The organism is Promicromonospora kroppenstedtii, assembly GCF_044389675.1.
In the GTDB taxonomy this organism is placed as follows: Bacteria; Actinomycetota; Actinomycetes; order Actinomycetales; family Cellulomonadaceae; genus Promicromonospora; species Promicromonospora kroppenstedtii.
Map to the genome: position 1 here is coordinate 1 of NZ_JBIRYI010000027.1, position 25,083 is coordinate 25,083.

Annotated in this window: 21 protein-coding genes; 2 read left to right on the plus strand and 19 right to left on the minus strand. The window is 73.2% G+C overall.

The window, feature by feature from the left end; genetic code table 11:
• Positions 1-165: 165 nt before the first annotated feature.
• The 10 genes from ilvC to ACH47X_RS26460 form a co-directional block, all read right to left on the minus strand.
• A complete protein-coding gene (ilvC, locus tag ACH47X_RS26415; RefSeq protein WP_020013645.1) occupies positions 166-1,194 on the minus strand; it encodes a ketol-acid reductoisomerase in 1,029 nt (342 codons plus the stop codon).
• Between the two features lie 68 nt (positions 1,195-1,262).
• The gene (ilvN, locus tag ACH47X_RS26420; protein ID WP_036971470.1) at positions 1,263-1,787 is read right to left on the minus strand and encodes an acetolactate synthase small subunit; all 525 of its coding nucleotides are present in this window, start codon (positions 1,785-1,787) and stop codon (positions 1,263-1,265) included.
• Positions 1,788-1,792: 5 nt separating this feature from the next.
• Positions 1,793-3,670: an acetolactate synthase large subunit gene (locus tag ACH47X_RS26425; protein WP_397408357.1), complete on the minus strand. Its 1,878-nt coding sequence runs from the start codon at positions 3,668-3,670 to the stop codon at positions 1,793-1,795.
• Positions 3,671-3,975: 305 nt separating this feature from the next.
• On the minus strand, positions 3,976-4,740 hold the full coding sequence (locus ACH47X_RS26430; protein WP_397408359.1) for a hypothetical protein: 765 nt from the start codon (positions 4,738-4,740) through the stop codon (positions 3,976-3,978).
• A complete protein-coding gene (locus ACH47X_RS26435; protein WP_397408361.1) occupies positions 4,737-7,169 on the minus strand; it encodes an ATP-binding cassette domain-containing protein in 2,433 nt (810 codons plus the stop codon). The genes ACH47X_RS26430 and ACH47X_RS26435 overlap by 4 nt, the downstream gene beginning before the upstream one ends.
• Before the next feature lie 86 nt (positions 7,170-7,255).
• Entirely contained in the window at positions 7,256-8,230 is a 975-nt protein-coding gene (locus tag ACH47X_RS26440) for an NAD-dependent epimerase/dehydratase family protein (RefSeq protein ID WP_397408363.1), read from the minus strand.
• Entirely contained in the window at positions 8,227-10,032 is a 1,806-nt protein-coding gene (locus ACH47X_RS26445) for a class I adenylate-forming enzyme family protein (RefSeq protein WP_397408365.1), read from the minus strand. Before ACH47X_RS26445 ends, ACH47X_RS26440 begins: the two co-directional genes overlap by 4 nt.
• Positions 10,029-11,195, minus strand: a complete 1,167-nt coding sequence (locus ACH47X_RS26450) for a cytochrome P450 (RefSeq protein WP_397408367.1) — start codon at positions 11,193-11,195, stop codon at positions 10,029-10,031. Before ACH47X_RS26450 ends, ACH47X_RS26445 begins: the two co-directional genes overlap by 4 nt.
• A 176-nt stretch (positions 11,196-11,371) precedes the next feature.
• Positions 11,372-12,145 (minus strand): glycosyltransferase, encoded by a 774-nt coding sequence (locus tag ACH47X_RS26455; protein ID WP_397408369.1) that lies wholly within the window; start codon positions 12,143-12,145, stop codon positions 11,372-11,374.
• 32 nt (positions 12,146-12,177) lie between these two features.
• Positions 12,178-13,347, minus strand: a complete 1,170-nt coding sequence (locus ACH47X_RS26460) for a 3-oxoacyl-ACP synthase III family protein (RefSeq protein ID WP_397408371.1) — start codon at positions 13,345-13,347, stop codon at positions 12,178-12,180.
• A gap of 142 nt (positions 13,348-13,489) precedes the next feature.
• Here ACH47X_RS26460 and ACH47X_RS26465 point away from each other — a divergent pair, with 142 nt between their 5' ends.
• On the plus strand, positions 13,490-14,800 hold the full coding sequence (locus tag ACH47X_RS26465) for a cytochrome P450 (protein ID WP_397408373.1): 1,311 nt from the start codon (positions 13,490-13,492) through the stop codon (positions 14,798-14,800).
• Between the two features lie 51 nt (positions 14,801-14,851).
• On the opposite strand, the gene ACH47X_RS26470 is transcribed toward ACH47X_RS26465, so the two are convergent.
• The 5 genes from ACH47X_RS26470 to ilvD all read right to left on the minus strand — a co-directional run bounded on the left by ACH47X_RS26470 (position 14,852) and on the right by ilvD (position 20,205).
• The gene (locus ACH47X_RS26470; RefSeq protein ID WP_397408375.1) at positions 14,852-15,817 is read right to left on the minus strand and encodes an ATP-binding cassette domain-containing protein; all 966 of its coding nucleotides are present in this window, start codon (positions 15,815-15,817) and stop codon (positions 14,852-14,854) included.
• Positions 15,814-16,617: an ABC transporter permease gene (locus ACH47X_RS26475; protein WP_397408377.1), complete on the minus strand. Its 804-nt coding sequence runs from the start codon at positions 16,615-16,617 to the stop codon at positions 15,814-15,816. Before ACH47X_RS26475 ends, ACH47X_RS26470 begins: the two co-directional genes overlap by 4 nt.
• The gene (locus tag ACH47X_RS26480) at positions 16,610-17,428 is read right to left on the minus strand and encodes an ABC transporter permease (protein WP_397408379.1); all 819 of its coding nucleotides are present in this window, start codon (positions 17,426-17,428) and stop codon (positions 16,610-16,612) included. Before ACH47X_RS26480 ends, ACH47X_RS26475 begins: the two co-directional genes overlap by 8 nt.
• Positions 17,429-17,481: 53 nt before the next feature.
• The gene (locus ACH47X_RS26485; RefSeq protein ID WP_397408381.1) at positions 17,482-18,153 is read right to left on the minus strand and encodes a VOC family protein; all 672 of its coding nucleotides are present in this window, start codon (positions 18,151-18,153) and stop codon (positions 17,482-17,484) included.
• A gap of 189 nt (positions 18,154-18,342) precedes the next feature.
• Complete coding sequence (gene ilvD / locus ACH47X_RS26490; RefSeq protein WP_397408383.1) at positions 18,343-20,205, minus strand: dihydroxy-acid dehydratase; 1,863 nt, start codon at positions 20,203-20,205, stop codon at positions 18,343-18,345.
• A 216-nt stretch (positions 20,206-20,421) separates the two neighbouring features.
• Between ilvD and ACH47X_RS26495 the strand changes: the two genes are divergently transcribed.
• Positions 20,422-20,856, plus strand: a complete 435-nt coding sequence (locus ACH47X_RS26495) for a CBS domain-containing protein (protein WP_397408385.1) — start codon at positions 20,422-20,424, stop codon at positions 20,854-20,856.
• Between the two features lie 96 nt (positions 20,857-20,952).
• Here the strand turns inward: ACH47X_RS26495 and ACH47X_RS26500 are convergent, their stop codons facing one another.
• The 4 genes from ACH47X_RS26500 to gatC are packed head-to-tail and all read right to left on the minus strand — an operon-like array spanning position 20,953 to position 24,910.
• On the minus strand, positions 20,953-21,537 hold the full coding sequence (locus ACH47X_RS26500) for a GNAT family N-acetyltransferase (protein WP_020013628.1): 585 nt from the start codon (positions 21,535-21,537) through the stop codon (positions 20,953-20,955).
• Positions 21,538-21,562: 25 nt separating this feature from the next.
• The gene (gene gatB, locus ACH47X_RS26505; RefSeq protein WP_397408387.1) at positions 21,563-23,074 is read right to left on the minus strand and encodes an Asp-tRNA(Asn)/Glu-tRNA(Gln) amidotransferase subunit GatB; all 1,512 of its coding nucleotides are present in this window, start codon (positions 23,072-23,074) and stop codon (positions 21,563-21,565) included.
• Entirely contained in the window at positions 23,071-24,612 is a 1,542-nt protein-coding gene (gene gatA / locus ACH47X_RS26510; RefSeq protein ID WP_397408389.1) for an Asp-tRNA(Asn)/Glu-tRNA(Gln) amidotransferase subunit GatA, read from the minus strand. Before gatA ends, gatB begins: the two co-directional genes overlap by 4 nt.
• Position 24,613: 1 nt before the next feature.
• Entirely contained in the window at positions 24,614-24,910 is a 297-nt protein-coding gene (gene gatC, locus ACH47X_RS26515; RefSeq protein WP_397408391.1) for an Asp-tRNA(Asn)/Glu-tRNA(Gln) amidotransferase subunit GatC, read from the minus strand.
• Positions 24,911-25,083: the final 173 nt, after the last annotated feature.

A 25,083-nucleotide genomic window follows, 5' to 3' on the forward strand; every position in this document is an offset into this window, starting at 1 on the left:
GCCGGGCCGGGGGGGGGGTTGGTTGTCGCTCTGTGGGGTGTTTTGTTTTCGGGGGGGGCGGGCCCCGGGGGGCCCCCCCCCCCTGGCCCACCCCCCCACCGCTCGGGTCCCTCGCTGACAACAACAGCGCCCCGCACGAAGTGTGCGGGGCGCTGTCGTGCCTCGTCAGCGAGCGGCCGAACCCTCGACGTAGTCCGAGTCGGCCGGCTTGATCCACGAGAACATCTTGCGCAGCTCGCGGCCCGTGGCCTCGATCGGGTGCTGCTCGCCCTTGGCACGCAGCTCCTTGAACTCCGGAGCGCCCGCGTCCTGGTCCGCGATGAAGCGCTCGGCGAAGGCGCCGTTCTGGATGTCGGCCAGCACGGCCTTCATGTTCTCCTTCACGCGCGGGTCGATGACTCGCGGGCCGGAGACGTAGTCGCCGTACTCGGCGGTGTCCGAGACGGACCAGCGCTGCTTGGCGATGCCACCCTCGACCATCAGGTCGACGATCAGCTTGAGCTCGTGCAGCACCTCGAAGTAGGCGACCTCCGGCTGGTAGCCGGCCTCGGTCAGCGTCTCGAAACCGTACTGGACCAGCTGCGACGCGCCACCGCACAGCACGGCCTGCTCGCCGAACAGGTCGGTCTCGGTCTCTTCGGTGAACGTCGTCTTGATGCCGCCGGCGCGCAGGCCGCCGATGCCCTTGGCGTACGACAGCGCCAGCTCCCAGGCGGTGCCGGACGCGTCCTGCTCCACCGCGACGATCACGGGCACGCCGCGGCCGTCGGCGAACTCGCGACGCACGATGTGGCCCGGGCCCTTGGGGGCGACCATGAGCACGTCGTGGCCGGCCTCGGGCTTGATGTAGCCGTAACGGATGTTGAAGCCGTGCCCGAAGACGAGCGCGGCGCCCTCCTTGAGGTTCGGCGCGATGTCCTCGGCGTACAGGTGCCGCTGCACCTGGTCCGGCGCGAGGATGACCACCACGTCGGCGTCGCGCACGGCGTCCGGAACGGTGGCCACGGCGAGGCCCTCGTTCTCGGCCTTGGTGCGGGAGGAGGAACCCTCGCGCAGACCGACGGTCACCTGGGCGCCGGAGTCACGCAGGTTCAGGGCGTGCGCGTGGCCCTGGCTGCCGTAACCGATCACAGCGACCTTCTTCTGCTGGATGATCGACAGGTCAGCGTCGTCGTCGTAGAACAGCTCAGCCACGGTTCTTGCTCCTCAGTTGATTACTCGGGTGGAAAGAAGTATCGATGGGTCGCGCGCTCAAGCGGAGCTCACGCAGACCTCACCGCGCGCTCGAACGCACGGTCGGTGATGGACCGGGCGCCACGGCCGATGGCCAGCGTCCCGGACTTGACGATCTCACGGACGCCGTACGGTTCCAGCGCCGCGAGGAGCGAGTCGAGCTTCGCCGCCGGTCCGGTGGCCTCGATGACCACCGAGTCCGGCACGACGTCGACGACGCGCGCCCGGAACATCTCGACGACTTCCAGCACCCCGGTACGGGTGGCGGCGTCTGCCCGCACCTTGACGAGCAGGAGCTCGCGGTGCACGGACGACTCGGGTTCGAGCTCGACGATCTTGATCACGTGGACGAGCTTGTTGAGCTGCTTCGTGACCTGTTCCAGGGGGTGTTCCTCGACGTCGACCACCACGGTGATGCGCGAGATCTCCTCGTGCTCCGTGGGGCCGACGGCCAGGGAGTGGATGTTGAACGCGCGACGGGCGAACAGTCCGGCGACGCGCGTGAGCACGCCGGGCTTGTTCTCCACGAGCACGGACAGGGTGTGCCTCGACATGGGGGTCAGTCCTCTCGCTCCCACGCCGGCGAGATGCCGCGTGCGTACTGGATGTCGTCGTTGCTCACGCCGGCGGCGACCATGGGCCACACCATCGCGTCACGCGAGACGGTGAAGTCCACGACCACGGGCCGGTCGTCGATCTCGTTGGCCCGCTTGATCGCCGCGTCGACGTCGGAGGCGTGCTCCACCCGGATGCCCTCGCAGCCGTACGCGTCGGCGAGCTTCACGAAGTCGGGCACGCGCATGGTGCCGTGCCCGGTGTGCAGGTCGGTGTTGGAGTAGCGCGACTCGTAGAAGAGCGTCTGCCACTGCCGCACCATGCCCAGCGAGCTGTTGTTGATCAGCGCCACCTTGATGGGGATGTCGTTGATCGTGCAGGTGGCGAGCTCCTGGTTGGTCATCTGGAAGCAGCCGTCACCGTCCACGGCCCACACGGTGCGGTCCGGCTGGCCCACCTTCGCGCCCATCGCGGCGGGGATGGAGTAGCCCATCGTCCCGAGGCCGCCGGAGTTGATCCAGGTGTTGGGGTGCTCGTAGCTGATGAACTGAGCGGCCCACATCTGGTGCTGCCCCACGCCGGCGACGTAGATCGCATCGGGCCCGGTCAGCTCGCCGAGGCGCTGGATCACGTGCTGCGGCGAGAGGTGGCCGTCCTCGGGCTCGTTGTAGCCCCGGGGGTAGGTGCGGCGCCACTCGTCGAGCTGGCGCCACCAGCCCTCGACGTCCGGCTTGCCGTGCGCCTCGTGCTCCTTGGCCAGCTCGGGCAGCAGGTCGCCGATGACCTCGCGGAGGTCGCCCACGATCGGCACGTCCGCCTCGCGGTTCTTGCCGATCTCGGCGGGGTCGATGTCGGCGTGCACGATCGCGGCCAGCGGGGCGAAGCTCGACAGCTTGCCGGTCACACGGTCGTCGAACCGCGCACCGAGCGCGAACACGAGGTCCGCCTTCTGCAGCGCGGCGACGGCGGGCACCGTGCCGTGCATGCCGGGCATGCCCAGGTGCTGCGGGTGGCTGTCGGGCACCGCGCCCCGCGCCATCAGCGTGGTGACGACGGGCGCGCCGGACAGGTCGACGAGCTGGCGCAGCAGGTCCGCCGCGCCCGCGCGGATCACGCCGCCGCCCACGTACAGCACCGGGCGCCGGGCCGTGGCCAGCAGCTTCGCGGCCTCACGGATCTGCTTCGAGTGCGGCTTGGTCACGGGGTGGTAGCCCGGCAGGTTCAGCTCCTGCGGCCACGAGAACGTGGTGCGCGCCTGCATCGCCGACTTCGCGATGTCCACCAGCACCGGCCCCGGCCGGCCCGTCGAGGCGATGTGGAACGCCTCGGCGATGGTGCGCGGGATCTCCGCCGGGTCCGTGACCAGGTAGGAGTGCTTGGTGATCGGCATCGTGATGCCGACGATGTCCGCCTCCTGGAACGCGTCCGTGCCGATCGCGGCGCTCGCGACCTGGCCCGTGATCGCCACCATCGGGATCGAGTCCATGTTCGCGTCCGCGATGGGCGTCACCAGGTTGGTGGCGCCGGGGCCCGACGTCGCCATGGTGACGCCGACCCGGCCCGTCGCGTGGGCGTAGCCCGACGCCGCGTGGCCGCCGCCCTGCTCGTGCCGCACCAGGATGTGCCGCAGCTTGGCGGAGTCCATCAGCGGGTCGTACGTGGGCAGGATCGCGCCGCCGGGGATGCCGAAGACGACCTCCGCACCGACCTCCTCAAGGGAGCGGACGATCGACTGCGCCCCCGTCACCTCCTCCGGCCCGACGCGCGGTGCGGCGACCTCGGTCTCGGCCTTGCCGCCTACGCGGGACCGAAGCTCGGTGCGCACCTGGTCACGCGCCTCGGCGCGCGCGGCGATCTGTGCGGGTGTCGGTGTGCCGGTCATACGGATCTCCTGCCGTCGCGCCCCGTCCTGGGGCGAAAGCGAGCGTTCGTGACAACAAAAAAACCCCGGGTCCTTTGGTGAGAAGGACTGCCAGGGTGAGCGCGCGGACGATGCCTGTGCTGGGCCTAGGCCGCGCGCTCAGGAAGTACTACGAGAATGATCGTCTGCACGCCACGCACGTTACGCCGAAAACCAGCCGGTGTCACCCAGCGGGCCAAAGGTCCCACGATCCGAGACGCCACGACCGTCCGGCAGCAGGATCACGGGGTTCGCGGGGGGTCTGCCCGCTGCCCCCAGCCTACGTCTCAGCGCACGTCCCGGTGCCGGAAGACCACGGAGCCGAGCAGGGCCAGCACCACCGCGATCCCCAGCAGCAGGAGCCCGCTGTGCAGCAGCGGGTCCGCCAGCAGGCCGTCGCCCGACGGCACGGTGCGCGTGCCCCGCACCCAGGCGTCCGCGTTGCTGAACGGCAGCCAGCTCCCGACGCCGGACGGCACCCCCAGCACCACCTGCTCCTCGACCAGGAACCACGCCACCGCGAGCCCGACCGCCACCCACCAGCGGCGCACCAGCAGGCCGAGCGCCGCACCGCTGACCGCCGCGCAGACCGCGAGGGCGAGCACACGCACACCACACCAGACGAGCGCCTCCGCCAGGTCCGACGGCGTGCCACCCAGCACCCCGGCGCGCTGCTGCGTCCAGTACATGCCGAACGCGAGCACCGCCCAGGCCACCGCGATGCCGGGCACCACCGCCAGCCCGGCCGCCGCCAGCTTGGTCCAGTAGACGCGTCCGCGCCGGGGCTCGACAGTCAGGACCGCCCGGGTCCCGCCCGACGCCGCCACCCCGGTCACCAGCAGCACACCCGCCACGTAGGCGAGGAAGATCGACGTCATGGCGTAGAACGAGATCTGTCCCTGCTCGAGCATCGCCGCCAGCGTCGACGCCTCCGGCTCGACCGCCGTCACGGCGACCGCGAGCACGACGTGCGCCAGCATCGCCACGGCGATCCACCGGATCGCCGGCCGCGCGGCGAACCGGCGCAGCTCGGCCCACAGCAGCCCCATCATCGCCTCCCCTTGGAACGCTTCTTGCCCCGGCCGGAGCCCGGCCGGCCGGCATTCTGCTGGCTCGAACCCTGGCCTGATCCCTGGCCTGAACCCTGCTGTCCCGCCCCCTGCCGACCACGATGCGGCCCTCCCTGGCCCGCCCCGTCTCGTGGGCCGGGCCGCGGACCGTCCGGCCTCGTGCCGTCCACTCCGGGACTGTCGTCGGGCTCGGGACGGTCGGACTCGGGATCGTGAGACCCCGGGTCGTCCAGGTCGGCGTCGTCGGACCGGTCGTCGTACGCGTCGCTGCCGTCCGGATCGAGGTCACCCAGGCCTGCCTCGTCGAGATCGGTGTCGTCCGGGTCGAGGTCCTCGAGCCCGGCGCCCTCCGCCTCGAGCCGTTCGAGCTCGAGGTCGTGCGGTTCCCGATCCTCCGCCTGCGGCGCCCCCGGCTCAAGCCCCTTCGGATCGCTCGCCGCATCCTGGCCGCCGGACGTCTCCGCCGCGCGCCGGCCGAGCAGCGACCGGGCGCCGTCCTTACGGGCCGACAGCCGGGTCGTCCTCGCCGGGGCGGCCTCCTGCTTCTGCGCCGCCCGGTCGTCGATCCTGGCCTGTTTCGCGTCGACCTTCGCCTGCCGCGCGTCGGCCCTGCCCTGCTTCGCGGCAGCCTTCGCTTCCTCGACGGCCTGCTTGTCGGCCTGCCTGGCCTCTGCGGCGGCGCGCTTCGACTCGGCGGCGGCCTGCTTGGCCGCGGCCTTCGCGTCCGCCGCGGCCTGTCGCTCGGCGAGCCGCACCTCCTCGGCCGCCTGCTTCTCCGCGACCTTGGCATCGAACTCGGCCCGCCGCTGGGCGAATCGCGACAGCTTCGTCGGCGCATCGACCTCGCCGGACGCGGCTCCCTCGCCCTTCCCATCCGTGGCGGACGCCGGAGCAGACCTCGCGGTGGCCCGCACCGAGTCCGCGGCAGGCGCCGCCGGCTTCGGCTCCCGAGCGACGGGCTTCACGCCGGCGGACTTCCCGGCTGCCGCCTTCTCAGCCCTGCCCTTCTCAGCCCTGCCCTTCTCAGCCCTGCCCTTCTCAGCCTCACCCGTCTCGGCCCCGCCCGACTCAGCGCCATTTCTCACAGCACTGTTCTTCGCCGCGCGGCCCTTCGCGCCGAGGGCCCCAGCCGCACCCCGCGCGGCGACCACGACCTCGGCCGCCGCCTGCGGGCTCGCCGATCTCCGGGCCCCCTTCGCGGCGGCCCGCTCGGCCTGCGCCGCCTCCTTCGCGGCAGCCCGCGCGTCGAGCGCCGCCTGCCTCTCGGCCGCACGCTCGTCAACTGCCGCCTGCTTCGCCGCCGCCCGCTCGTCGGCTGCGGCCTGCTTCGCCGCCGCGTCCTCGGCCGCCTTGGTCTCGGCGGCCGCCTGCCGGGCAGCGGCCTCCTTGTCGGCCTTGCGCTGCTCGGCCGCCTTCTTCCGCTCAGCGGCCTTGCGCTCGGCGGCCTTGCGGGCCGCTCGCTCCTCGGCGCGGCTCGGCGGTACCGGTGTCGGCACCACCACGGGGCGCAGGCGTCCGACGACGGCGGCCAGGTCCTCCCGCTGCGGCACGAGCTCGCCCGCGAAGAGCTTCTGCCTGGCTAGCGCGCGGGAGATCTCCGCGGGCTCGGCGACGTCGTCCACGTGCAGCGTCTCGCCGCCGGCGCGCACCTTGAACCCCGCGGCGCGCAGGGCCGCGGCCGCCTTCGCCGGCTCGTCCACCCCCACGCGGACGCTGACTCGGGCGTCGCCCAGGAGCTCGGCGACGCTGCCCTGCGCGAGCACGCGTCCGGCGTCGAGCACGGTCACGGTGTCCGCGATCTGCTGGGCCTCGGTGAGCACCCCGGTCGCGATCAGCACCGTGGTCCCCCGGTCCGCGAGGCGGCGCAGGGCCTGGCGGATCTCGCGGGTGCCCACGGCGTCGAGCCCCGCGCTGGGGTCGTCGACCACCAGGAGGTCGGGATCGCGCAGCAGCGCGGCCGCGAGCGCCAGGCGGCGTGCTTCGTCGGGCGAGTAGGTGCCGTAGGCGGCCTTGGCGCGGTCGGCGAGGACCACGCGGGTGAGCAGCTCGTCGACCCGGGCGCGGGGCACGCCGGCCGCGCTCGCGAGGAAGGCCAGGTTGCGGCGTCCGCTCAGCCGGGGCTGGAAGCCCGGGTCGCCGACGACGGCGCCGATACGGCCGGCGAGGTCGGGCAGGCCGTCAGGGACGTGGGTGCCGAAGATCCGCATGGCTCCGCCGTCCGCGTGGGCGAGGCCGGTGAGCAGGCGCAGCGTGGTGGTCTTGCCGGACCCCGCGAGCCCGAGGAGCGCGTGCACGCCACCGGCCGGAACCCGCAGGTCGATGCCGTCCACGCCCACGGCGCGGCCGCGTACCGAGCGGTACGCCTTGCGCAGCTCGAGCGTCTCGATCGCGACGCCGTTCCCTGGAATCACCCGCACAGGGTAGGGCATTCCGGACAGCACCCGAACGTGTCAGGCGTACAGGTCTCTCCCGTGACCTGTACGTCTGGCGCGTGGGGCTACCAGCTCATCGCGCCGTGCAGCGACGTCGGGGCGGGGTCCACGCCGAGGCGTTCCCGCAGCACCGTGAGGTCGTAGGTGCGCTCCATCGCGAGGTGGCTGATGGCGTAGCGCGTCAGGCGGGGCTCGCGCCCGGTCCACCGGGCCACGCGCTCCCCCACCCAGGCCAGCGCGTTGGCCAGCCGGAGCGGGATCTCCACCACCTGGACCGGGCGGAACCGGGCGAACATGAGGAGCTCGAGCGTCTGGTCGAGGTCGACGGGGCTGGCGTCGGCGACGTTCGCGACGAGCGGCCGTCCGGCGGCGATCTCGGGCTGGACGTCCACGTCCAGGGCGGCGCGCACCGCGCGGGCCAGGGTGTCGACGTGCGTGAGGTGCTGGCGCACCCGGCCACCGCCCGGGAGCGGCAGCCAGGCGCCGATCGCCGCGGACTCGAGCCGTGGCAGGAGCGTGGTGTCGCCCGGGCCGTAGACCGCGTGCGGCCGCAGGACGACGACGGGTCCGCGGTCCTCGCGCGCGGCGTCGGCCGCGAGATACCGCTCGGCGGCGGCCTTCGTCTTGCCGTAGGGGTTCACGTAGCCGTGTGCGGGCGCCTCGGCCTCGGTCGCGGCGATGCTCGGCGTCCGCGGGTCGTACACGCTGCCGGATGACAGGTGGACGAACCGCGCGCCGGGGAACGTCTCGCGCACCGCACGGGTGCCCTCGACGTTGACCACCCACGCTCGGGCGTGGCTGCCGCCGTCGCCGACGGCCGCACCGCAGTGCACCACGGCGTCGACGTCCTCGGGCCGGTCCTCCTTGGGCAGCGGGCCGTCGCGCAGGTCCCAGAACTGGTGGGCCACCCGGTCGAGCAGCTCGGCGGGTACGCGCGGGACGCGTCGCGAGAACGCGATCACGTCGTGCCCGTGCGCCGCGAGGTCCCGCACCACAGCCCCACCAACAAAACCTGACGAACCGGTCACTGCCACCCTCATGCGCGCACTGTACCCGCGAGAGGTGAAACCAGGTCGACCAGGGCATGACGGTCGGGTTTCCGCGAGCGGCCCGCGAGCGGCACGTGCGACGCCTCGACCACCAGGTCGGGCAGCGCGCCGTGGTCCAGGACCTGTCCCACCTGGGCCTCGACCGCCCGCGCCAGGTCCGAGCCGACCCGTACCCGCGGGGTGTCCTGATTCCGCGGTGCGCTCTCCTGCGGAGCGCCCTCGGCGGTCACCACGAGGACCACCCGCTCGTCGCCGTCGGGCATGGGGACGCCCACCATGACCGCGTCGGCGACCCCCGGCAGGTCCCGCAGCCGGGGCTCGAAGAGGCCCGGGTAGATGTTCACCGTGCCGCGGATGATCATGTCCCGGTTGCGACCCACCAGCACGATCCGGCCCTCCGCGTCCTGGTAGGCCAGGTCACCCGTGCGGTGCTCGGTCGCCCGCGGCCTGCCGGCGTCGAGGTCCGCGAGGTAGCCCGCCATCAGGGACGGCCCCGTGAGCACCAGCTCGCCGACGGCAGGGCCGTCGCCGTCCGCACCGGTTCCGCCGTCCGCTCCGGAGCCGTCCGCACCGGCCCCGGACGGGTCCTCGTCCAGCCCGACGACGGCGTGGTCGATCCGCACGCCGATGCCGTCCAGCGGGCGGCCCACCAGGTCGCCCGCCGCCCCGCCGTCCGACCCGGCGCTCGTTGCCGTCCCGGATCCGGCGGCAGCCGCGATCTTCTCGTCGGCGTCGGTCATCGCGGCGGGCAGGATCTCGGTGGCGCCGTAGACGGCGATCCAGCGCGTACCCGGCAGGACCCGCCGGCCGCGTTCGAGCAGCGCGACGGTCACCGGCGCGGCCCCGACCGCCAGCACGGCCGGACCGGCGGCCCTGCCCGCCACCTGGCCGGCCGCACCGTCCGCACCGCCGCCCGCGCCGCGTGCCTCCAGGACGTCGAGCAGCGCGGTCACGTCGGCGGGCACCAGGAACGAGGAGTCGGCGCCCGCGACCCCGCGCGCGAAGGCCTCCGGGGCGTCCTTGGGCGCGCGTGCCGGTATCTCCCACGTGCCGCCCGCCAGGACCGCCGGGAGCCCGAGGAACATCTGGTCGGTGTGCGCCCGCTGGCCGGCTCGCAGTCCGCCCACCTGGGCGAACAGGCCCAGCATGCCGCCGAGCGTGCCGGCCGTGTGCACCACGGCCTTGGGCTCCGCCGTGGTCCCGGACGTGAAGACGATCAGGGCCGGGTCACCGCCGTCCGCCGCCGGGAGATCCGCCGCCGGCGGCCCCGCCGTCGGGAGGAAGCCGTCCGCGAGGAGCCGCGCGGCGCGCCGTGCGCCCCGTGGGACTCCGGGCAGCCAGCGCCCGGAGTAGAGGTGCCGCACGGGCAGCCGCCCGTAGTCGGGCAGCAGCAGCCCGCGCGACCTGGCGATGCCGCGCAGCGGCCCCGACGACGCCGCGTACAGCAGCGCCTCGGTCGCCGCCCAGCGGGGCCGCGCCGCCGCGATCCGGGCGGCGAACAGCTCCGGCGTCGAGCCGGGGTCCACGAAGGCGACGGCACCGCCCGCGCGCAGGATCGCCAGGCACAGGATGATGCCCTCGGGCCGGGGCCGGATGCTGAACAGCACTCGGTCGCCGGGCGCCATGCCCAGGGCCCGCAGCCCGGACGCCGTCCGCTCGACGCGCTCCGCGAGCCCGGCGAACGTGACCTCCTCGCGCACGCGAGCGCCGTCGCGGCCGCCGAACCAGCGCAGCGCCACGGCGTCGGGGGTGTCCCGGGCCAGCGCTGCCAGGACGTCCAGGAAGTGGGTCATGCGCTCTCCCCCAGGCTCAGCTCCAGCGACCGGTACGCGGGGACCAGCACGCCCCGCGCGGCCCGGCGCCGCCCCACGACCGGGACGCGCCCGTCGGACGCCGCCACCGCGAGCGCGTCCAGGACCGCGTCCACCTGCGCCATCGCGAGCGGCATGCCGAGACAGAAGTGCGGGCCCGCGCCGAACCACAGGTGCCGCACCGCGGCGTCGACAGGCCGGTCGGGATCGAAGCCGCCGGAGGCCCGGCAGCAGTTGACGGTGGCGATCACCACGCGCTCCCCCGCGGCGACGGGCAGCCCGCCCACCACGGCGTCGGCCCGCACCGAGCGCAGCATCGCCGGTGTCGGCACGGTCACGCGCAGCCCTTCCTCGACGGCCCGGCGCCGCAGCGCGGCGTCGTCCGCCAGCAGCCGCGCGGTCCAGCCGGTGTCGTGAGCGATCGCGACGAGCCGGGGCACGAGCGACTGGATGGTCTCCGTCCCGGTGAGCACGAACGCGCCGACGGCGCCCATCGCCTCCCGCTCGGACAGCCCGAGGTCGCGCATGCGCCCCGGGACGGTCGCCGGGTCGCCGGCGCGGTAGGCCACGCGGGCGGGCGCCGTCAGCCGCTCCAGCACTGCCCGCGCCCGCACCACCTGGGACCGAGTGAGCCCGTGGCGGTGCAGCCGCACCATGCCGGTGATCGTCTGGGCCGCCGACATCGCGGAGCGCACGGCGTCGTCCGTCGGGGGCAGGCCGACCATCCCGCAGATCACCGCCCCGGCCTGCGCCGTCACGGCGGCCGCCAGGTCGACCCGCTCCCCCGCGGCGAGCCGCCGCGTCAGGTCCGGCAGCACGCCGACGCCGTCCGCGACGCCGACGCCGCCGGCCCCGGACACCAGCTCCCGCACCGCCCTGGGCGAGAACAACGGCCCGAGCGCGCGCCGCAGCGCGGCATGCTCCGCGCCCTCCATGTTGAGCAGCACGGACGGCCCGAGCACGGGCGTCCACAGGTCCGACGGCGCTCCCGGGCCCACCTTGGAGAAGTGGTCCAGGTCGAGCAGCACCTCGCGCGCGATCGCGGCGTCGCTCACCACCACGCCGATGCGCGGGACCCGCACCACCGGGCGGCGCCGCGCGGACCGGAGCGCCGGGTACGCGAGCGGGTGCGCGGCCCGCTGCACCCGCTCCTCCCAGAGCGCCTCGGCCCCGCCTGCCCGACCGCTCCGACCGCTCCGACCGCTCCGACCGCTGTCGACCACAGCAGTTCCTGCCGGAGCCGGGCCCGTCCTGGCAGGAACTGCTGTGGTCGACGAAGGCCCGGCACCGGTCGGCAGACGTCCCCCGGTGGGTACGTCCGTCATCGGATGTCCACGACCTCGGGCCGGTAGCGGTGGTCGGCGTACCAGCCGAGCGTGCGCACCAGGCCCCACGCGTGCACCCGGCGGGTCGACGCGCGCACCCAGACCTCACGGTGCTCCGCATACCGCGTGGTCAGCCGGCGCACGGCGTTGACCAGGGCACGGTCCTCGTGCACGTCCTCGATCCGGGTGCGCGGGAACCCGCCCGCCCGCTCGTACAGGGACGCCGTGATCGCCATGTTGCAGCCCGGCGCCATCACGTACGGCCCCAGGTACCCCTCGTCCTGGTTCCCGGGCCGCACCTTGCCGAACGCGCTGGAGACCCACAGCGCGAACGACAGCACGCCCTGCTGGAACCGCGAGACCGGCAGGTCGTCCCTGCGCGGCACGAGCCGCCCGGCGACCAGCTCGTCGCCCGACGCGAACGCCTCGCGCACCGCGCGGGTCCACCCGGGCGGCGGGAGGCAGTCGGCGTCGGTCCGCGCCAGCAGCTCGGCGCCCAGGGCGATCGCGGTCCGCATCCCCGTGTCGGCCGCGGCCCCGGTCCCCTTCTCCGGCTCGGTCACCACCTGCCACCGCAACCGCCCCCACTCGGCGATCGCCTTGCGGACGACGTCGGGGGTGCCGTCCGTGGAGCCGTTGTCCACCACGACCAGGTCGAAGTCGTCGTCCTCCTGGGCGTGCAGCGCCTCGAGGGTGCGCAGGATCCCGTGCTCGTGCGCCTCGTTCAGCGCGGGCACGACGACGGCGAGGCGGGCCGGTGTTGTCTCCATGCCTTCGCCGCGCTCCGCTCCGGTACCCCGTGTCACCACCGAACCACCATCGCACCCATGCTGATGCCGCCCGCCAGCCCGAGGAGCAGCACCACGTCGCCGCGCCGCAGCCGGCCCGACTCCAGGGCCGTCACGAGCTGCAGCGGCAGCGTGGCGGAGGCCAGGTTGCCGTGGTCGGCCACCGTGACGATCGTGCGGTCGGCCGGCACGCCGAGCGCCGCGTGCACGTCGGCGAGGTAGCCGACGGCGACCTGGTGCACCGCGACGAGCGCGACCTCGTCCATGGTCACGCCCGCCTGGTCCAGCGCCTCCTGCACGGGCCCGGGGCCGAGCGCGAGGAACGCCTCGCGCAGCCGCGAGCCGTCGATCTCGAAGTAGCTGCGCTCCGGGTCGCGCGGGTTGACGGTGCCGCCGCCCGGCAGCATGCCGACGTCCCAGTGCTGCGACTCGGCCGTGAACGCCGAGCCGAGGATCCCGGAGGGCCGGACGCCGGACGCGACCAGGCCCGCCAGCTCGGCGGCCAGGTCGTCCTCGAAGCCGGACGGCGCGTCGGCCGCCTCCACCAGCACCGCGGCCCCGCCGTCGGACATCGTGTAGCCGGCGGCGGACATGGCGTAGGTCGCCCGGTCGGGCACGTCCCACCGGACGCCGCGCGTCGGCATCTCGCCGCACGCGACCAGCACGCGCCGGTACCGGCCGGTACCGATGAGGGCCTCGGCCACCTCGATCCCGTTGAGCACGGAGTTGCAGGCGTTCTTGACGTCCATCACGGGCGCGCGGACGCCGAGCTTGGCCGCCGTGATGTGGCTGGTGGCGGGCTCGATCATGTCCTGGGTCGCGGACGCGAAGATCAGCAGGTCGACATCCCCGGGCCCCAGGCCCGCCCGCTCCAGCAGGGTTCGGGAGGCGGCGACGGCCAGGTCGGAGGCCTGCTGGTCGGCGTCGGCCAGGTGGACACGGCGCACGCCGGTCAGGCGCGACACCATCGGGAGACGAGGCGCGACCTTCGGGTTCCTGCGGTGCAGGTCGCGCTCGGCCTCCGCCACGTCCCGGGTGTTCTCGGGCAGGTGGACGGCCACCTCGGCGATGCGGGCGACAGGCCTCGACGACTGCTGGGGCTGCTGAGTCCGCTGGTAGGACGCGGACGGCTCGGCAGGTCGAGTGTTGACCGGGTTCAGCACGGCGGCCGGTTCGGGAAGCACCCGGGACAGATTAGGGCACGCCCGTGACGCGATGGTGACGGCTGGACGATCAGCCGTTCCCGAGGTCGACGTCCAGAGCCCGCGCGGCTGAGCGCCCGACCCCGGTACCGTGCCGGGCGCGCCCGCCCGTAGGGTGACGGCCGTGACCCCGATCCTCCCAACCACCCGGCACGAGCTCGGCCTTCTCTACCGAGCCCGGCCCGCCATGGCCGGCCTGCTCCTGGCAGGGACCGCTGCCCAGCGGTGGCCGCTCGACGGCTCACCGGTGCGCAAGGTGCCGGGCATCGGATGGGTCACCGCCGACCCGGTGGTGGCCCGCACGGTCCTGCGCGACCACCGCTCCTTCACCATCCTCGGCGAGGGCGGCGTAGGGAACCTCTGGGCCCAGATCCTCGGCGACTGGGTGCTCGACCTCTTCGACGGTGCGGGACACCACGACCTGCGCTCCCGCACGCGCGAGCTGTTCACGGAGGCCGTCTCGCGGGAGCTCGTGAGCGCCGCGTGGGACGAGCGGGTCGCCGTCGCCGGCGAGGCGCTGCGCTCAGGCGGCACGCTGGACGTCGCGCACCTCGCCCGGATCCTGGTGGGCCGCATGGTCATCAGCCTGCTGGGGACCCCGTGCCCCGCCGGGCACGGCGGGTCCTGGCCCGACGACGAGGGTGCGCTGCGAATCTTCGAGACGGGCGAGCGGCTCGCCACCGTGGCGCTGGGCACCGCCGGCTCGACGATCCTGACGCCGGCCCAGGTGGCGACCGCTCGGGGCATCGTCGCCGAGCTGAACGCGGGGATCCCCGACGGCTGGCGGAACGCGCCGCCGGACACCCTGCTCGGCCGCTGCCGAGAGCTCGGCCTCGGACTGACCGAGACGTCCGGCCTGGCCTCGCTGCTCATGGTCGCGGGCACCGAGACCGCTGCGAGCGCCATGGCCCGGATCACCGCCCTGCTGATCGACACGGGTGAGCAGCATCGGATGCTCGCGTCGCTCCGGGCGGGAACCGAGGCGCGGGCAGCTGTCGTCGCGCTCGGCGCAGCGGTGGACGACGAGCGGGCGGCCCGGCTGCTGAACCCCGGGGAGGCGGACCCGGTCGAGAACGTGGTGCGTGAAGGGCTGCGCGTGACCAGTCCCGCGTCGGTGATCGGCAGAGGGGTGGCGGCCGACGTCGAGGTGGGCGGTGCGGCGTTGCGTGCCGGTGAGCGGATCATGCTGCTGGTCTGGTCGGCGAACGCCGCCGCGGGTCCGTTCCGGGCCGATCGCCCGTACGTGCGGGAGTCCCGCCAGCTCTGGTTCGGCGCCGGCCGGCACCTGTGCCTGGGCGCGGCGCTGGCCAGGGCCGAGATCGGCACCCTGCTGCGCATGCTGTGGTCCGAGGACCGGCCGCTGCGCATCGTGCGACGTCGGGCGGCGCGAGGCGTGCTGATCCCCGCGTGGTCGGAGCTGGTCGTCACGCGCTGACGCCGGGTGCCGGGCGGCGGGCCGCGGGCGCCGGGCTCCGGGCCGCGGGCGCTACCGCCGCGTGGCGCGGTAGATCTCGCGTACGACGTCCTCGATGTCCGGCTCCTCGATCGACAGGTCCACCACCTCGGCCCGCTCGGAGATCGCGGCGAGCACCCGGGCCGCCGTCGTGCGCTGCGGGTCGAACGCGAGGCGCTGCCGCAGGCCGCCCGAGTCGCTGCGCACGTGCTCCGCGCCGCCGACGTCGACCAGGTCGGGGCTCTCCGCGGCGAGGTCCACCACCAGCTCGCGGCGGGCGCCCACGGTACGGGCCAGCCCGTCGAGGGTGCCGTCGAAGGCCAGACGACCGTGGTCCACGACCAGGATCCGGTCGCAGAGCCGCTCGACGTCGCCCATGTCGTGCGTCGTGAGCAGCAGCGTCGTGCCGTGCTCGCGGCGCTGGGCGACGAGGAACTCGCGCAGCCGCTGCTTGGACAGCACATCCAGGCCGATCGTCGGCTCGTCGAGGATCACCAGGTCCGGGCGGTGCAGCAGCGCGGCCGCGACCTCGGCGCGCATGCGCTGTCCCAGGGACAGCTGCCGCACCGGGGTGGCCAGGAACTCCCCCATCTCCAGCATCTCGACGAGCTCGGCGGTCCGGACGCGCTCGTCGGCGGCGGTCAGGGAGTGGATCGCGGCCAGGATCGAGAACGACTCCCGCACCGGCAGGTCCCACCACAGCTGCGAGCGCTGCCCGAACACCACACCGATCCGGCGGGCGAGCACGCGACGCTGCTTCAGCGGGTGCAGCCCCATGGTCGTGACCGTGCCGCTCGTGGGCACAAGAATGCCGACCAGCATCTTGATGGTGGTCGACTTCCCGGCCCCGTTGGCGCCGATGTAGCCCACGGACTCGCCCGCTCCGACGGTCAGGTCGAGGTCGTCGACGGCGACGTGCCGCGAGCGCCGCAGCCGGTTCCCGCGTTCCGGCCGCCCGGTGAACACCCGGGTCAGGCCCTCGGCCTCGATGACGTTCATCCGCCCGCTCCTCGGTAGTGACGAAGGCCCCAGCGCCAGGACAGGGCCGCGACCCCGACCGCCCAGAGCGCCGCGACCGGTGCGCACCAGCCCAGCCAGCCCGGCAGGCCCGCGACTCCGGGCGCACCGAGCAGGGTGGAGACCGGCAGGAACGCCGCGAACGCCACGGGGAAGACCACCCCGAAGACCACCAGCAGGCTGCGCGGCCACACGCTCGGGGGCTGCGTGGCCGCGTACCGGCCGCCGTACACGAACGCGTTGGTCATCTCGGCGCCGTTGACCAGGAAGAACTGGAGCCCGGCCGCGGTGACGAACTGCGCCGTGAAGATGACGAACCCGCAGGCCAGCGCCAGGGCCAGCAGTCCGACGGCGCCGGCGGTCCAGTCGATGTCGTTCAGCACCAGGCCGACCGTGAGCGACGTCGCGCCGACCAGGCAGCGCCCGATCCGGCGCAGGCTGAGGTCGCTCGTGACGAGCTGCGCCAGCACCGGCTGCGGCCGCAGGAAGAACACGTCGAGCGTGCCCGCGCGCACGTACACCGGAAGGTTGTCGCAGTGCCCGGCCACGAGGTCGGCCAGGGAGAAGGCGAGGTCGGACAGCCCGAACACGAGCATGATCTGCGCGAGCGTGAACCCGCCGATCTGGTCCGTCGCCGAGTAGAGCACCCAGATCTCCCCGAACTCGATGACGCCCACGAACAGCGCGCCGACCAGGTCCATGCGGAAGCTCGCGCGGTGGCTCGCCTGCGAGCGCGCGCGGCTGGCGACGACGGCCCGGTAGGCGCGCAGGCCTTCACCCACCCTGCACCTCCAGCCGACGGCGGCCCGCCCGCGTGGTCAGGTGCCCGACGGCGAGCACGATCGCGAGCCACAGGGCCTGCACGCCGAGGTGCTGCCAGGCCCCCGTCCCGGTGACCTGGCCGGAGAGCACGTCGACCGGAAGCTGCATCATCGACGGGAACGGCGTGAGCAGCGCGAGGGTCAGCAGCCAGTCCGGGAAGAGGTAGATCGGGGTGTAGAGGCCGGCGAACAGCCCGGAGAACGACATGTAGAACACGGCGACGCCGCGGGACTCCACGAGCCAGAAGCCCGACGTCCCCACGGCGTAGATGCAGGCGTGCGAGATGGCGATGCCGAGCAGCAGGCTGATCAGGCCGAGCGCGTACGCGCTCGGGTCGGACGGCAGCACCATGCCCCCGATCGCGACGCCGATGAGCACGCTCGGCAGCCCGCGCGGAAGCAGGCCGAAGAGTCCTTTGCCGACGTCGGTCAGCACGTGGGAGGCCTGGACGCTCACCGGCCGCAGGAAGTCGACGGCGACGTCGCCGGACTTGATCCGGGTCTGCAGGTCGCTGCCGCCCCACAGGTTCACCGACCCGAGCAGCCCCTGGCCCAGCCAGACGAAGACGGCCATGCTGCCTGCCGTGTACCCGGCCAGCTCACCGCCGGAGCTCTCGACGGCGGCGCCCATGATCGAGCCCTTGAGCACCCCGAACGTCGCGTTCGCGACCAGCCCGGCGAGCGTCGCGAGCGGGTAGGCGGACTGCCCGCGGAAGCCCGCCAGGAGGAACCGCCAGTAGGGGTTCCGGGCGGGTGGGGTCAGCGGGCGCACAAGCGCGAGACATTACCTGCCCGCGCAGGGGCACACACCTTTTTTCCCGCGGTTCAGAACTCGCCCTGCCACGTGCACACGCACGCCTCGTTGCCCTCGGCGTCGGCCAGCACCCACCACGACGGGGCGTACTTGTCCGTCACGAGCCGCCCGCCGGCGGCGACGGCCGCCGCCACGCGGGCCTCGGCCTGGTCGTGCGGCACCCACACGTCCACGTGGATGCGGTTGCGCTGCTCCCGGCGTTCGTCGCTCTGCTGGAACCAGAACATCGGCAGGCGGCCGTCCGAGTCGAGCAGCCGGCCCGCGGCGGTGTTCCCGCCCTGGTAGGGCTGCGGCTCGTGGCCCAGGACCGCCTGCCAGAACGCCTGCACCGCGGGCCCCACCACGGCGTCGACGGCGATGGCGACCTCGCGCAACCCGGTCACGTCCGCCGCGACGCCGACGTTGCGGGCCGCCGCCGAGATCGCGCGCGCGAGCCCGAGGTCCCGCTCGGACAGCCCACCGATGTCGTGCGACCAGGTACGCACCGTCACGGTCCCGTAGCGCAGGTCGACGTCGGGATGGTGGTTAGCGGCCTCGGCGAGCTCGCCGATCCGGGCGACCAGCACCAGGCCGGTGGCGAACGACCCCGTGGTGAACCGCGCGAGTGCCGAGTCCTTGAGCACCCGCCAGTCGTCCGTGCCTTCCGCCGCCGTGAACTCGGCAGGCGTGATCGCATCGCTCATGGGTCGTGCCTTCCCTCGTGCAGCGTCTCGTCCGGGTACCCCCACCATGGCACGAGACACCGACAGCCGACAGGGCCTGTGGTACCCCTCGCCGTCGGCGGCCGGCGCCGACAGCCGTCGGTCGACGAGCACGTCCGGCGGCGGACCCTGGTCGGGTCCGCCGCCGGAAGCACCAGCCGGAAGTGCCGGTCAGCCGCGCCGCAGCCGCGCCACGTCGCGCACCGCACCGCGGTCGGCCGACGTCGCCAGGGCCGCGTACGCCTGCAGCGCCGGCGACACGTAGCGGTCGCGGGCGACGGGCTGCCACGGCCGCTCCGAGGACTCCATCTTGGCTCGCCGCTCGGCGAGCACCTCGTCCGGCACGTTGACGCGGATCTTGCGGGTGTCGACGTCGATCTCGATCTCGTCGCCGTCCTCGACCAGGCCGATGGTGCCGCCGGCCGCCGCCTCCGGGGAGACGTGCCCCACGGAGATGCCGCTCGAGCCGCCGGAGAACCGGCCGTCGGTGATCAGGGCGACCACCTTCCCCAGCCCGCGGCCCTTGATGTAGGAGGTCGGGTAGAGCATCTCCTGCATGCCCGGCCCGCCCGACGGACCCTCGTACCGCACGACCACCACGTGGCCCGGCTCGACCTGCTTGGTCAGGATCTTCTCGACGGCCTCGTCCTGCGACTCGCACACGAGCGCCTTGCCCACGAAGTGGAACACGTCGGGGTCGACGCCCGCCGTCTTGAAGACGGCGCCGTCCTCGGCGAGGTTGCCGCGCAGCACGGCCAGCCCGCCCTCGACGGTGTAGGCGTGCTCGACGTCGCGGATGCAGCCGCCCGCCCCGTCGGTGTCGAGCGACTCCCACTGGTTGTTCGTGGAGAACGCCTTCGTGGTGCGCACGCCGCCGGGGGCCGCGTGGAACAGGCCGAGGGCGCGCTCGGTGGCCTTGCCGCCGCGCACGTCCCAGTCGTCGAGCCACGCGCGCAGCGTGGGCGTGTGCACCGAGGTGACGTCGTGGTCCAGCAGGCCACCGCGGTCGAGCTCGCCCAGCAGCGCGGGGATGCCGCCCGCCCGGTGCACGTCCTCCATGTGGTAGTCCGGGTGGTTGGGCGCCACCTTGGACAGGCACGGCACGCGGCGGCTGATGTCCTCGATGTCCGCCAGTGTGAAGTCGACCTCGGCCTCCTGGGCCGCGGCCAGGATGTGCAGCACCGTGTTGGTCGAGCCGCCCATGGCGACGTCCAGCGCCATGGCGTTCGAGAACGCGGCCTTGGTGGCGATCCCGCGGGGCGCGGCCGAGTCGTCCTCGTCCTCGTAGTACCGGCGGGCCAGGTCGACGATGGTGCGGCCGGCCTCCAGGAACAGCTCCTTGCGGGCGGCGTGCGTGGCCAGCGTCGAGCCGTTGCCCGGCAGCGACAGGCCGAGGGCCTCGGTGAGGCAGTTCATGGAGTTCGCGGTGAACATGCCGGAGCACGAGCCGCACGTGGGGCACGCGTTCTCCTCGACCAGGCCGAGCGCCGCGTCGTCCACGTTCTCGTCCGCCGAGTAGTTGATGGCGTTGATCAGGTTCAGGGGCGTCTTCGCGACGCCGTTCGCCACGACGGCCTTGCCGGCCTCCATGGGGCCGCCCGACACGAAGATCACCGGGATGTTCAGCCGCAGCGCGGCGTTCAGCATGCCGGGCGTGATCTTGTCGCAGTTGGAGATGCACACCAGCGCGTCGGCGGTGTGCGCCTGCACCATGTACTCCACGGAGTCGGCGATGAGGTCGCGGCTCGGCAGCGAGTAGAGCATGCCGGCGTGGCCCATGGCGATGCCGTCGTCGACGGCGATGGTGTTGAACTCCTTGGCGACGCCGCCGGCCTCACGGATCGCCGAGGCCACGAGGTCGCCCATGTCCTTGAGGTGTACGTGCCCCGGTACGAACTGCGTGTACGAGTTCGCGATCGCGATGATCGGCTTCCCGAAGTCCTCGGAACCCATGCCGGTGGCACGCCAGAGCGCACGGGCTCCGGCCATGTTGCGGCCGTGGGTGGACGTCCGGGAGCGCAGGGGACGACTCATGACTGTTCAGCTCCTTCGATGCTGGGTGGCCGTGCGCGATGCGGGCGAACGGCCTCGTCACGCTACCTCCGCTCCCCCGGGTCCGACAGCGAGCGTCCACAGGGTGACCCTCGTGGCGCGGGCTTTGCCCCTGTCTGAATTTCGCCCGGTGCCGTACCGTCGTAGCAGGGGGTCGCAAGGACGCGGTCCCCGCCGTGCACTCGATGGAGGTATCCGATGCGGGTGACAGAGGCATTGCGGCGCAAGGGCGGCTCGGTGGTCACCATCTCCAGGGACCGGAGCGTGCGTGACCTGCTCGCCCTCCTGGCCCGGCACCGGATCGGCGCGGTGGTCGTCTCCGACGACGGCGTCGGTGTCGACGGGATCGTGAGCGAGCGTGACGTCGTGCGCCGGCTGCACTCGGACGGCGACGGCGTGCTGGACGGCCCGGTGGACGCGATCATGACGGCCGCCGTGCACACCTGCGGCCCCGACGCCACGCTCGACGAGCTCATGCCCGTGATGACGGAGCACCGGGTACGGCACGTGCCGGTGGTCGTGGACGCGCGGCTCACGGGGATCGTGAGCATCGGCGACGTGGTCAAGCACCGGATCGCCGAGGTGCAGGCCGAGCGGGACCAGCTGACGGAATACATCGCAGGCGGGTCGTAGCCCCCGGCGTCGGTCTCCGAGCGGCCGGTCCCGAGTGACCACGACGGGCCGCACGGCGCTCCGCCGCACGGCCCGTCCTGTCTCGTCAGCGCGCGCTCAGTCCTGCAGCGCCCGCCACTCGTCCTCGAGGATGCTCATCACGATCGCGTCGGCCCACGTGTCGCCGTCGCGATAGACGTCCCGCAGCCGCCCCTCCTGCCGGAACCCGAGCGACTCGTAGAGCGCCTCGGCGCGCGGGTTGATGCTGAGCACGTCCAGGCTCACCCGGTGCAGGTGCGGGCCCGGGTCGCTCTCGACCCCCTCGAACGCGAACCGCAGCACCTCGTCGATGGCCTCCCGGCCGTAGCCGCGACCGCGGTAGTTCGGCAGGAGCTGGAGCCGCAGGTTCGCCGAACCGACGGCCTCGTCGAGGTCGTTGAGCACGATCTCGCCGATCATGTCGTCGCTCACCGGCTTGCCGTCCCGCATCGCGGCCGGGCAGATCGCCCAGTCGTACCGGCCGGGCCGGTCGCTGACCGTGCGAGCCCACTCGTCGATCTGGTCCCGCGTGAAGACGGCCGTGGTCCCCGTCAGGCGGGTACCTTCCGGATCCTGGACTGCCTCCCACAGACGCTCCGAGTCGCGAGCCTCGATGGGCCGCAACCGGGTCATGTCGCCGTGCAGGAGGGGCCCGCGGGTCACCGGCCCTGCCTCACAGCCCGCGCCGTCACTGGCCGATCCGATCCAGCACCAGCTCCCGGACGCGCTTGGCGTCGGCCTGACCCTTGGTCGCCTTCATGACCGAGCCGATGATGGCGCCGACCGGCCCCTGGTTGCCGCCGCGGACCTTCTCGACGATGTCCGGCTGAGCCGCCAGCGCCTCGTCGATCGCGGTGAGCAGGGCGCCGTCGTCGGACACGACCTCGAGGCCGCGCGCCACGACGACCGCCTCCGGGTCGCCCTCGCCGGCAAGGGTGCCGTCGAGCACCTGGCGGGCGATCTTGTCGTTGATGCGGCCGGACTCGACCAGGCCCTGCAGCTGCGCGATCTGCGCCGGGGTGACCGAAAGGGCCTCCAGCGCGACCTCGTCCTGCTTGGCCCGGCGGGCCAGCTCGCCCATCCACCACTTGCGGGCGCCGGCGGCGCTGGTGCCCGCTGCGACGGTCGCCTCGATCAGGTCGATGGCACCGGCGTTGACGACGTCACGCATCTCGGCGTCGGCGTAGCCCCACTCGCCCTGGAGCCGACGCCGGCGCGCGGTCGGCAGCTCCGGCAGCGCGGCGCGGATCTCCTCGACCCACTCGCGGCTCGGGGCCACAGGCACCAGGTCGGGCTCGGGGAAGTAGCGGTAGTCCTCGGCGTCCGACTTCACGCGGCCCGACGACGTGGTGCCGTCCTCCTCGTGGAAGTGGCGCGTCTCCTGGATGACCGGGAGGCCGGCGTCGAGCACGCCCGCCTGGCGGGACACCTCGTAGCGGACGGCGCGCTCGACCGAGCGGAACGAGTTCACGTTCTTGGTCTCGGTGCGCGTGCCCAGGGGCGAGGACGGCGTCGGTCGCAGCGACAGGTTCACGTCCGCGCGGACGTTGCCGCGCTCCATCCGCGCCTCGGACACGTCGAGCGCCCGGAACAGGTCGCGGAGGGTCTGCACGTAGGCCCGCGCGACCTCGGGGGCACGGTCGCCGGCGCCCTCGATGGGCCGCGTGACGATCTCCACCAGCGGGATGCCGGCGCGGTTGTAGTCCACCAGCGAGTACTCGGCGCCCTGGATGCGGCCGGTCGCGCCACCCACGTGGGTGTTCTTGCCGGCGTCCTCCTCCATGTGCGCGCGCTCGATCTCGACGCGGAACACGGCGCCGTCATCGAGCTCGACGTCGATCCAGCCGTCGTAGGCGATCGGCTCGTCGTACTGCGACGTCTGGAAGTTCTTCGGCACGTCCGGGTAGAAGTAGTTCTTCCGCGCGAACCGGCAGCTCTCGGCGATGGTGCAGTTCAGCGCCAGGCCGATGCGGATCGCGTACTCGACGGCCTTGCCGTTCACCACCGGGAGCGCGCCCGGCAGCCCGAGGCTGACCGGGGTCACCTGGGTGTTCGGCTCGCCGCCGTAGGCGACCTCGGCCGCGCAGAACATCTTGGTGAGCGTGCCCAGCTCGACGTGCACCTCGATGCCGAGCACCGGGTCGTAGCGGCGGACGGCGTCCTCGTAGCTGACGAGGCCGGTCGTGGTTGCGGCGGTCATCGGGCGAGCTCCGTGGTCTTGAGTTCGGGTGCCTTGTTCAGGAGGGGGCCGCCCCAGGCGCTCTCGAGGGCGGCCTCGAGGGCGGCGCCGACGCGGTACATGCGGTCGTCCGCCTTGGCGGGGGCCAGGATCTGGAAACCGACGGGCAGGCCGTCGTCCGACAGGCCGTTCGGCAGGGACATGCCGGGCACGCCCGCGAGGTTCGCGGGGATCGTCGCGACGTCGTTGAGGTACATGGCCAGCGGGTCGTCGAGCTTCTCACCGAACTTGAACGCCGTGGTGGGCGCCGTGGGCGAGACGAGCACGTCGGCCTTCACGAACGCGGCCGCGAAGTCGCGCTGGATCAGCGTGCGGACCTTCTGCGCGCTGCCGTAGTAGGCGTCGTAGTACCCGGCCGACAGTGCGTAGGTGCCGAGGATGACGCGGCGCTTGACCTCGTCGCCGAAGCCGACGCCGCGGGTCGCGCCCATGACGCGCTCCGCGGTGACCGGGCCCTCGGCGGGCTCGACGCGCAGGCCGAACCGCATGCCGTCGAACTTGGCCAGGTTGCTGGACGCCTCGGCCGGCATGATCAGGTAGTACGCGTCGAGCGCGTAGGTGAAGCTGGGGCAGGAGACCTCGACGATCTCGGCGCCCAGCGTCCGCAGCTGCTCGAGCGACTCCTCGAAGCGGGCGGAGACGCCGGCCTGGTAACCCTCGCCCGAGAGCTCCTTGACCACGCCGACGCGCAGGCCCTTGAGGTCACCCGTGGCGCCCTGGCGGGCAGCCGCGACGACACCGGGGACGGGCTCGTCGATCGACGTGGAGTCGTGCGGGTCGTGCCCACCGATCAGCTCGTGCAGCAGCGCCGCGTCGAGCACGGTGCGGGTCACGGGGCCTGCCTGGTCGAGCGACGAGGCCATGGCGATCAGGCCGTAGCGCGAGACGCCGCCATAGGTGGGCTTCACACCGACGGTGCCGGTCACCGCGCCGGGCTGGCGGATGGACCCGCCCGTGTCGGTGCCGATCGCGAGCGGCGCCTCGAAGCCGGCCACCGCTGCGGCGGACCCGCCGCCGGACCCGCCGGGGATGCGGTCCAGGTCCCAGGGGTTCTTGGTGTTGCCGAACGCGGAGTGCTCCGTCGAGGAGCCCATCGCGAACTCGTCCATGTTGGTCTTGCCGAGGATCGGCAGGCCCGCGGCCTTGATGCGCTCCACGAGGGTCGCGTCGTACGGCGGGACCCACCCGTCGAGGATCTTGGAGCCGGCGGTGGTGGGCAGGCCCTTCGTCACCACGACGTCCTTGACCGCGATGGGCACGCCCGCGAGCGGGTGCAGCTCCTCGCCGGCCTGACGCCGCGCGTCGACGTCGGCGGCGGTCGCCAGCGCCTCCTGGGTGGCGACGTGCAGGAACGCGTTCAGGTCGCCGTCGACGGCGGCGATGCGGTCCAGGTGCGCCCGCGTCGCCTCGACGCTCGTGAGGTCCTTGTTGCTCAGGGCGGACGCGAGGTCGGACGCGCTGAGCCGGGTGATGTCGTTCGTCATGTCGCTGGTACCCATCTCACTCTTCGCCAAGGATCTGCGGGACGGCGAACCGGCCGTTCTCCTGCTGCGGGGCTCCGGCCAGCACGTCCTCGACGGCCAGCGGGGCCTCGGGCACGTCGTCTCGGAACACGTTCGTCAGCGGGAGCGGGTGGCTCGTCGCGGGCACGTCTGCGGTGGCGACCTCGCTGATGCGGGCGACCGACTCGACGATGACGTCGAGCTCGCCGGCGAGGCGATCGACCTCGTCAGGTCGCAGGTCGATCCGTGCCAGCGCAGCCACGCGCGCGACCTCGTCGCGGGAGATGGTGGACATGGCCGCAAGTCTAGTCGCCGGAGCGTGTTCGATCTCCCGCATCCGCGGCCCTCGGGTGTGAAATCTTCCCGGAACTGCCCGGGAATGCAGGTAGGGGGTGGAGTGACAACCCCGTCAAGGATTATCACTCCACCCCCTCCTGGGAATGGTTGTCCGGCGGCGTCCTACTCTCC

Bases quoted from the DNA above. Each gene is read 5' to 3' on its own strand.
- ACH47X_RS26445 (WP_397408365.1), bottom strand. From the start codon at position 10,032: ATGACCCACTTCCTGGACGTCCTGGCAGCGCTGGCCCGGGACACCCCC.
- ilvD (WP_397408383.1), bottom strand. From the start codon at position 20,205: ATGAGTCGTCCCCTGCGCTCCCGGACGTCCACCCACGGCCGCAACATG.
- gatC (WP_397408391.1), bottom strand. From the start codon at position 24,910: ATGTCCACCATCTCCCGCGACGAGGTCGCGCGCGTGGCTGCGCTGGCA.
- ACH47X_RS26430 (WP_397408359.1), bottom strand. From the start codon at position 4,740: ATGATGGGGCTGCTGTGGGCCGAGCTGCGCCGGTTCGCCGCGCGGCCG.
- ACH47X_RS26440 (WP_397408363.1), bottom strand. From the start codon at position 8,230: ATGAGGGTGGCAGTGACCGGTTCGTCAGGTTTTGTTGGTGGGGCTGTG.
- ACH47X_RS26485 (WP_397408381.1), bottom strand. From the start codon at position 18,153: ATGAGCGATGCGATCACGCCTGCCGAGTTCACGGCGGCGGAAGGCACG.
- ACH47X_RS26455 (WP_397408369.1), bottom strand. From the start codon at position 12,145: ATGGAGACAACACCGGCCCGCCTCGCCGTCGTCGTGCCCGCGCTGAAC.
- ilvN (WP_036971470.1), bottom strand. From the start codon at position 1,787: ATGTCGAGGCACACCCTGTCCGTGCTCGTGGAGAACAAGCCCGGCGTG.
- gatB (WP_397408387.1), bottom strand. From the start codon at position 23,074: ATGACCGCCGCAACCACGACCGGCCTCGTCAGCTACGAGGACGCCGTC.
- ACH47X_RS26425 (WP_397408357.1), bottom strand. From the start codon at position 3,670: ATGACCGGCACACCGACACCCGCACAGATCGCCGCGCGCGCCGAGGCG.
- ACH47X_RS26470 (WP_397408375.1), bottom strand. From the start codon at position 15,817: ATGAACGTCATCGAGGCCGAGGGCCTGACCCGGGTGTTCACCGGGCGG.
- gatA (WP_397408389.1), bottom strand. From the start codon at position 24,612: ATGGGTACCAGCGACATGACGAACGACATCACCCGGCTCAGCGCGTCC.
- ACH47X_RS26495 (WP_397408385.1), top strand. From the start codon at position 20,422: ATGCGGGTGACAGAGGCATTGCGGCGCAAGGGCGGCTCGGTGGTCACC.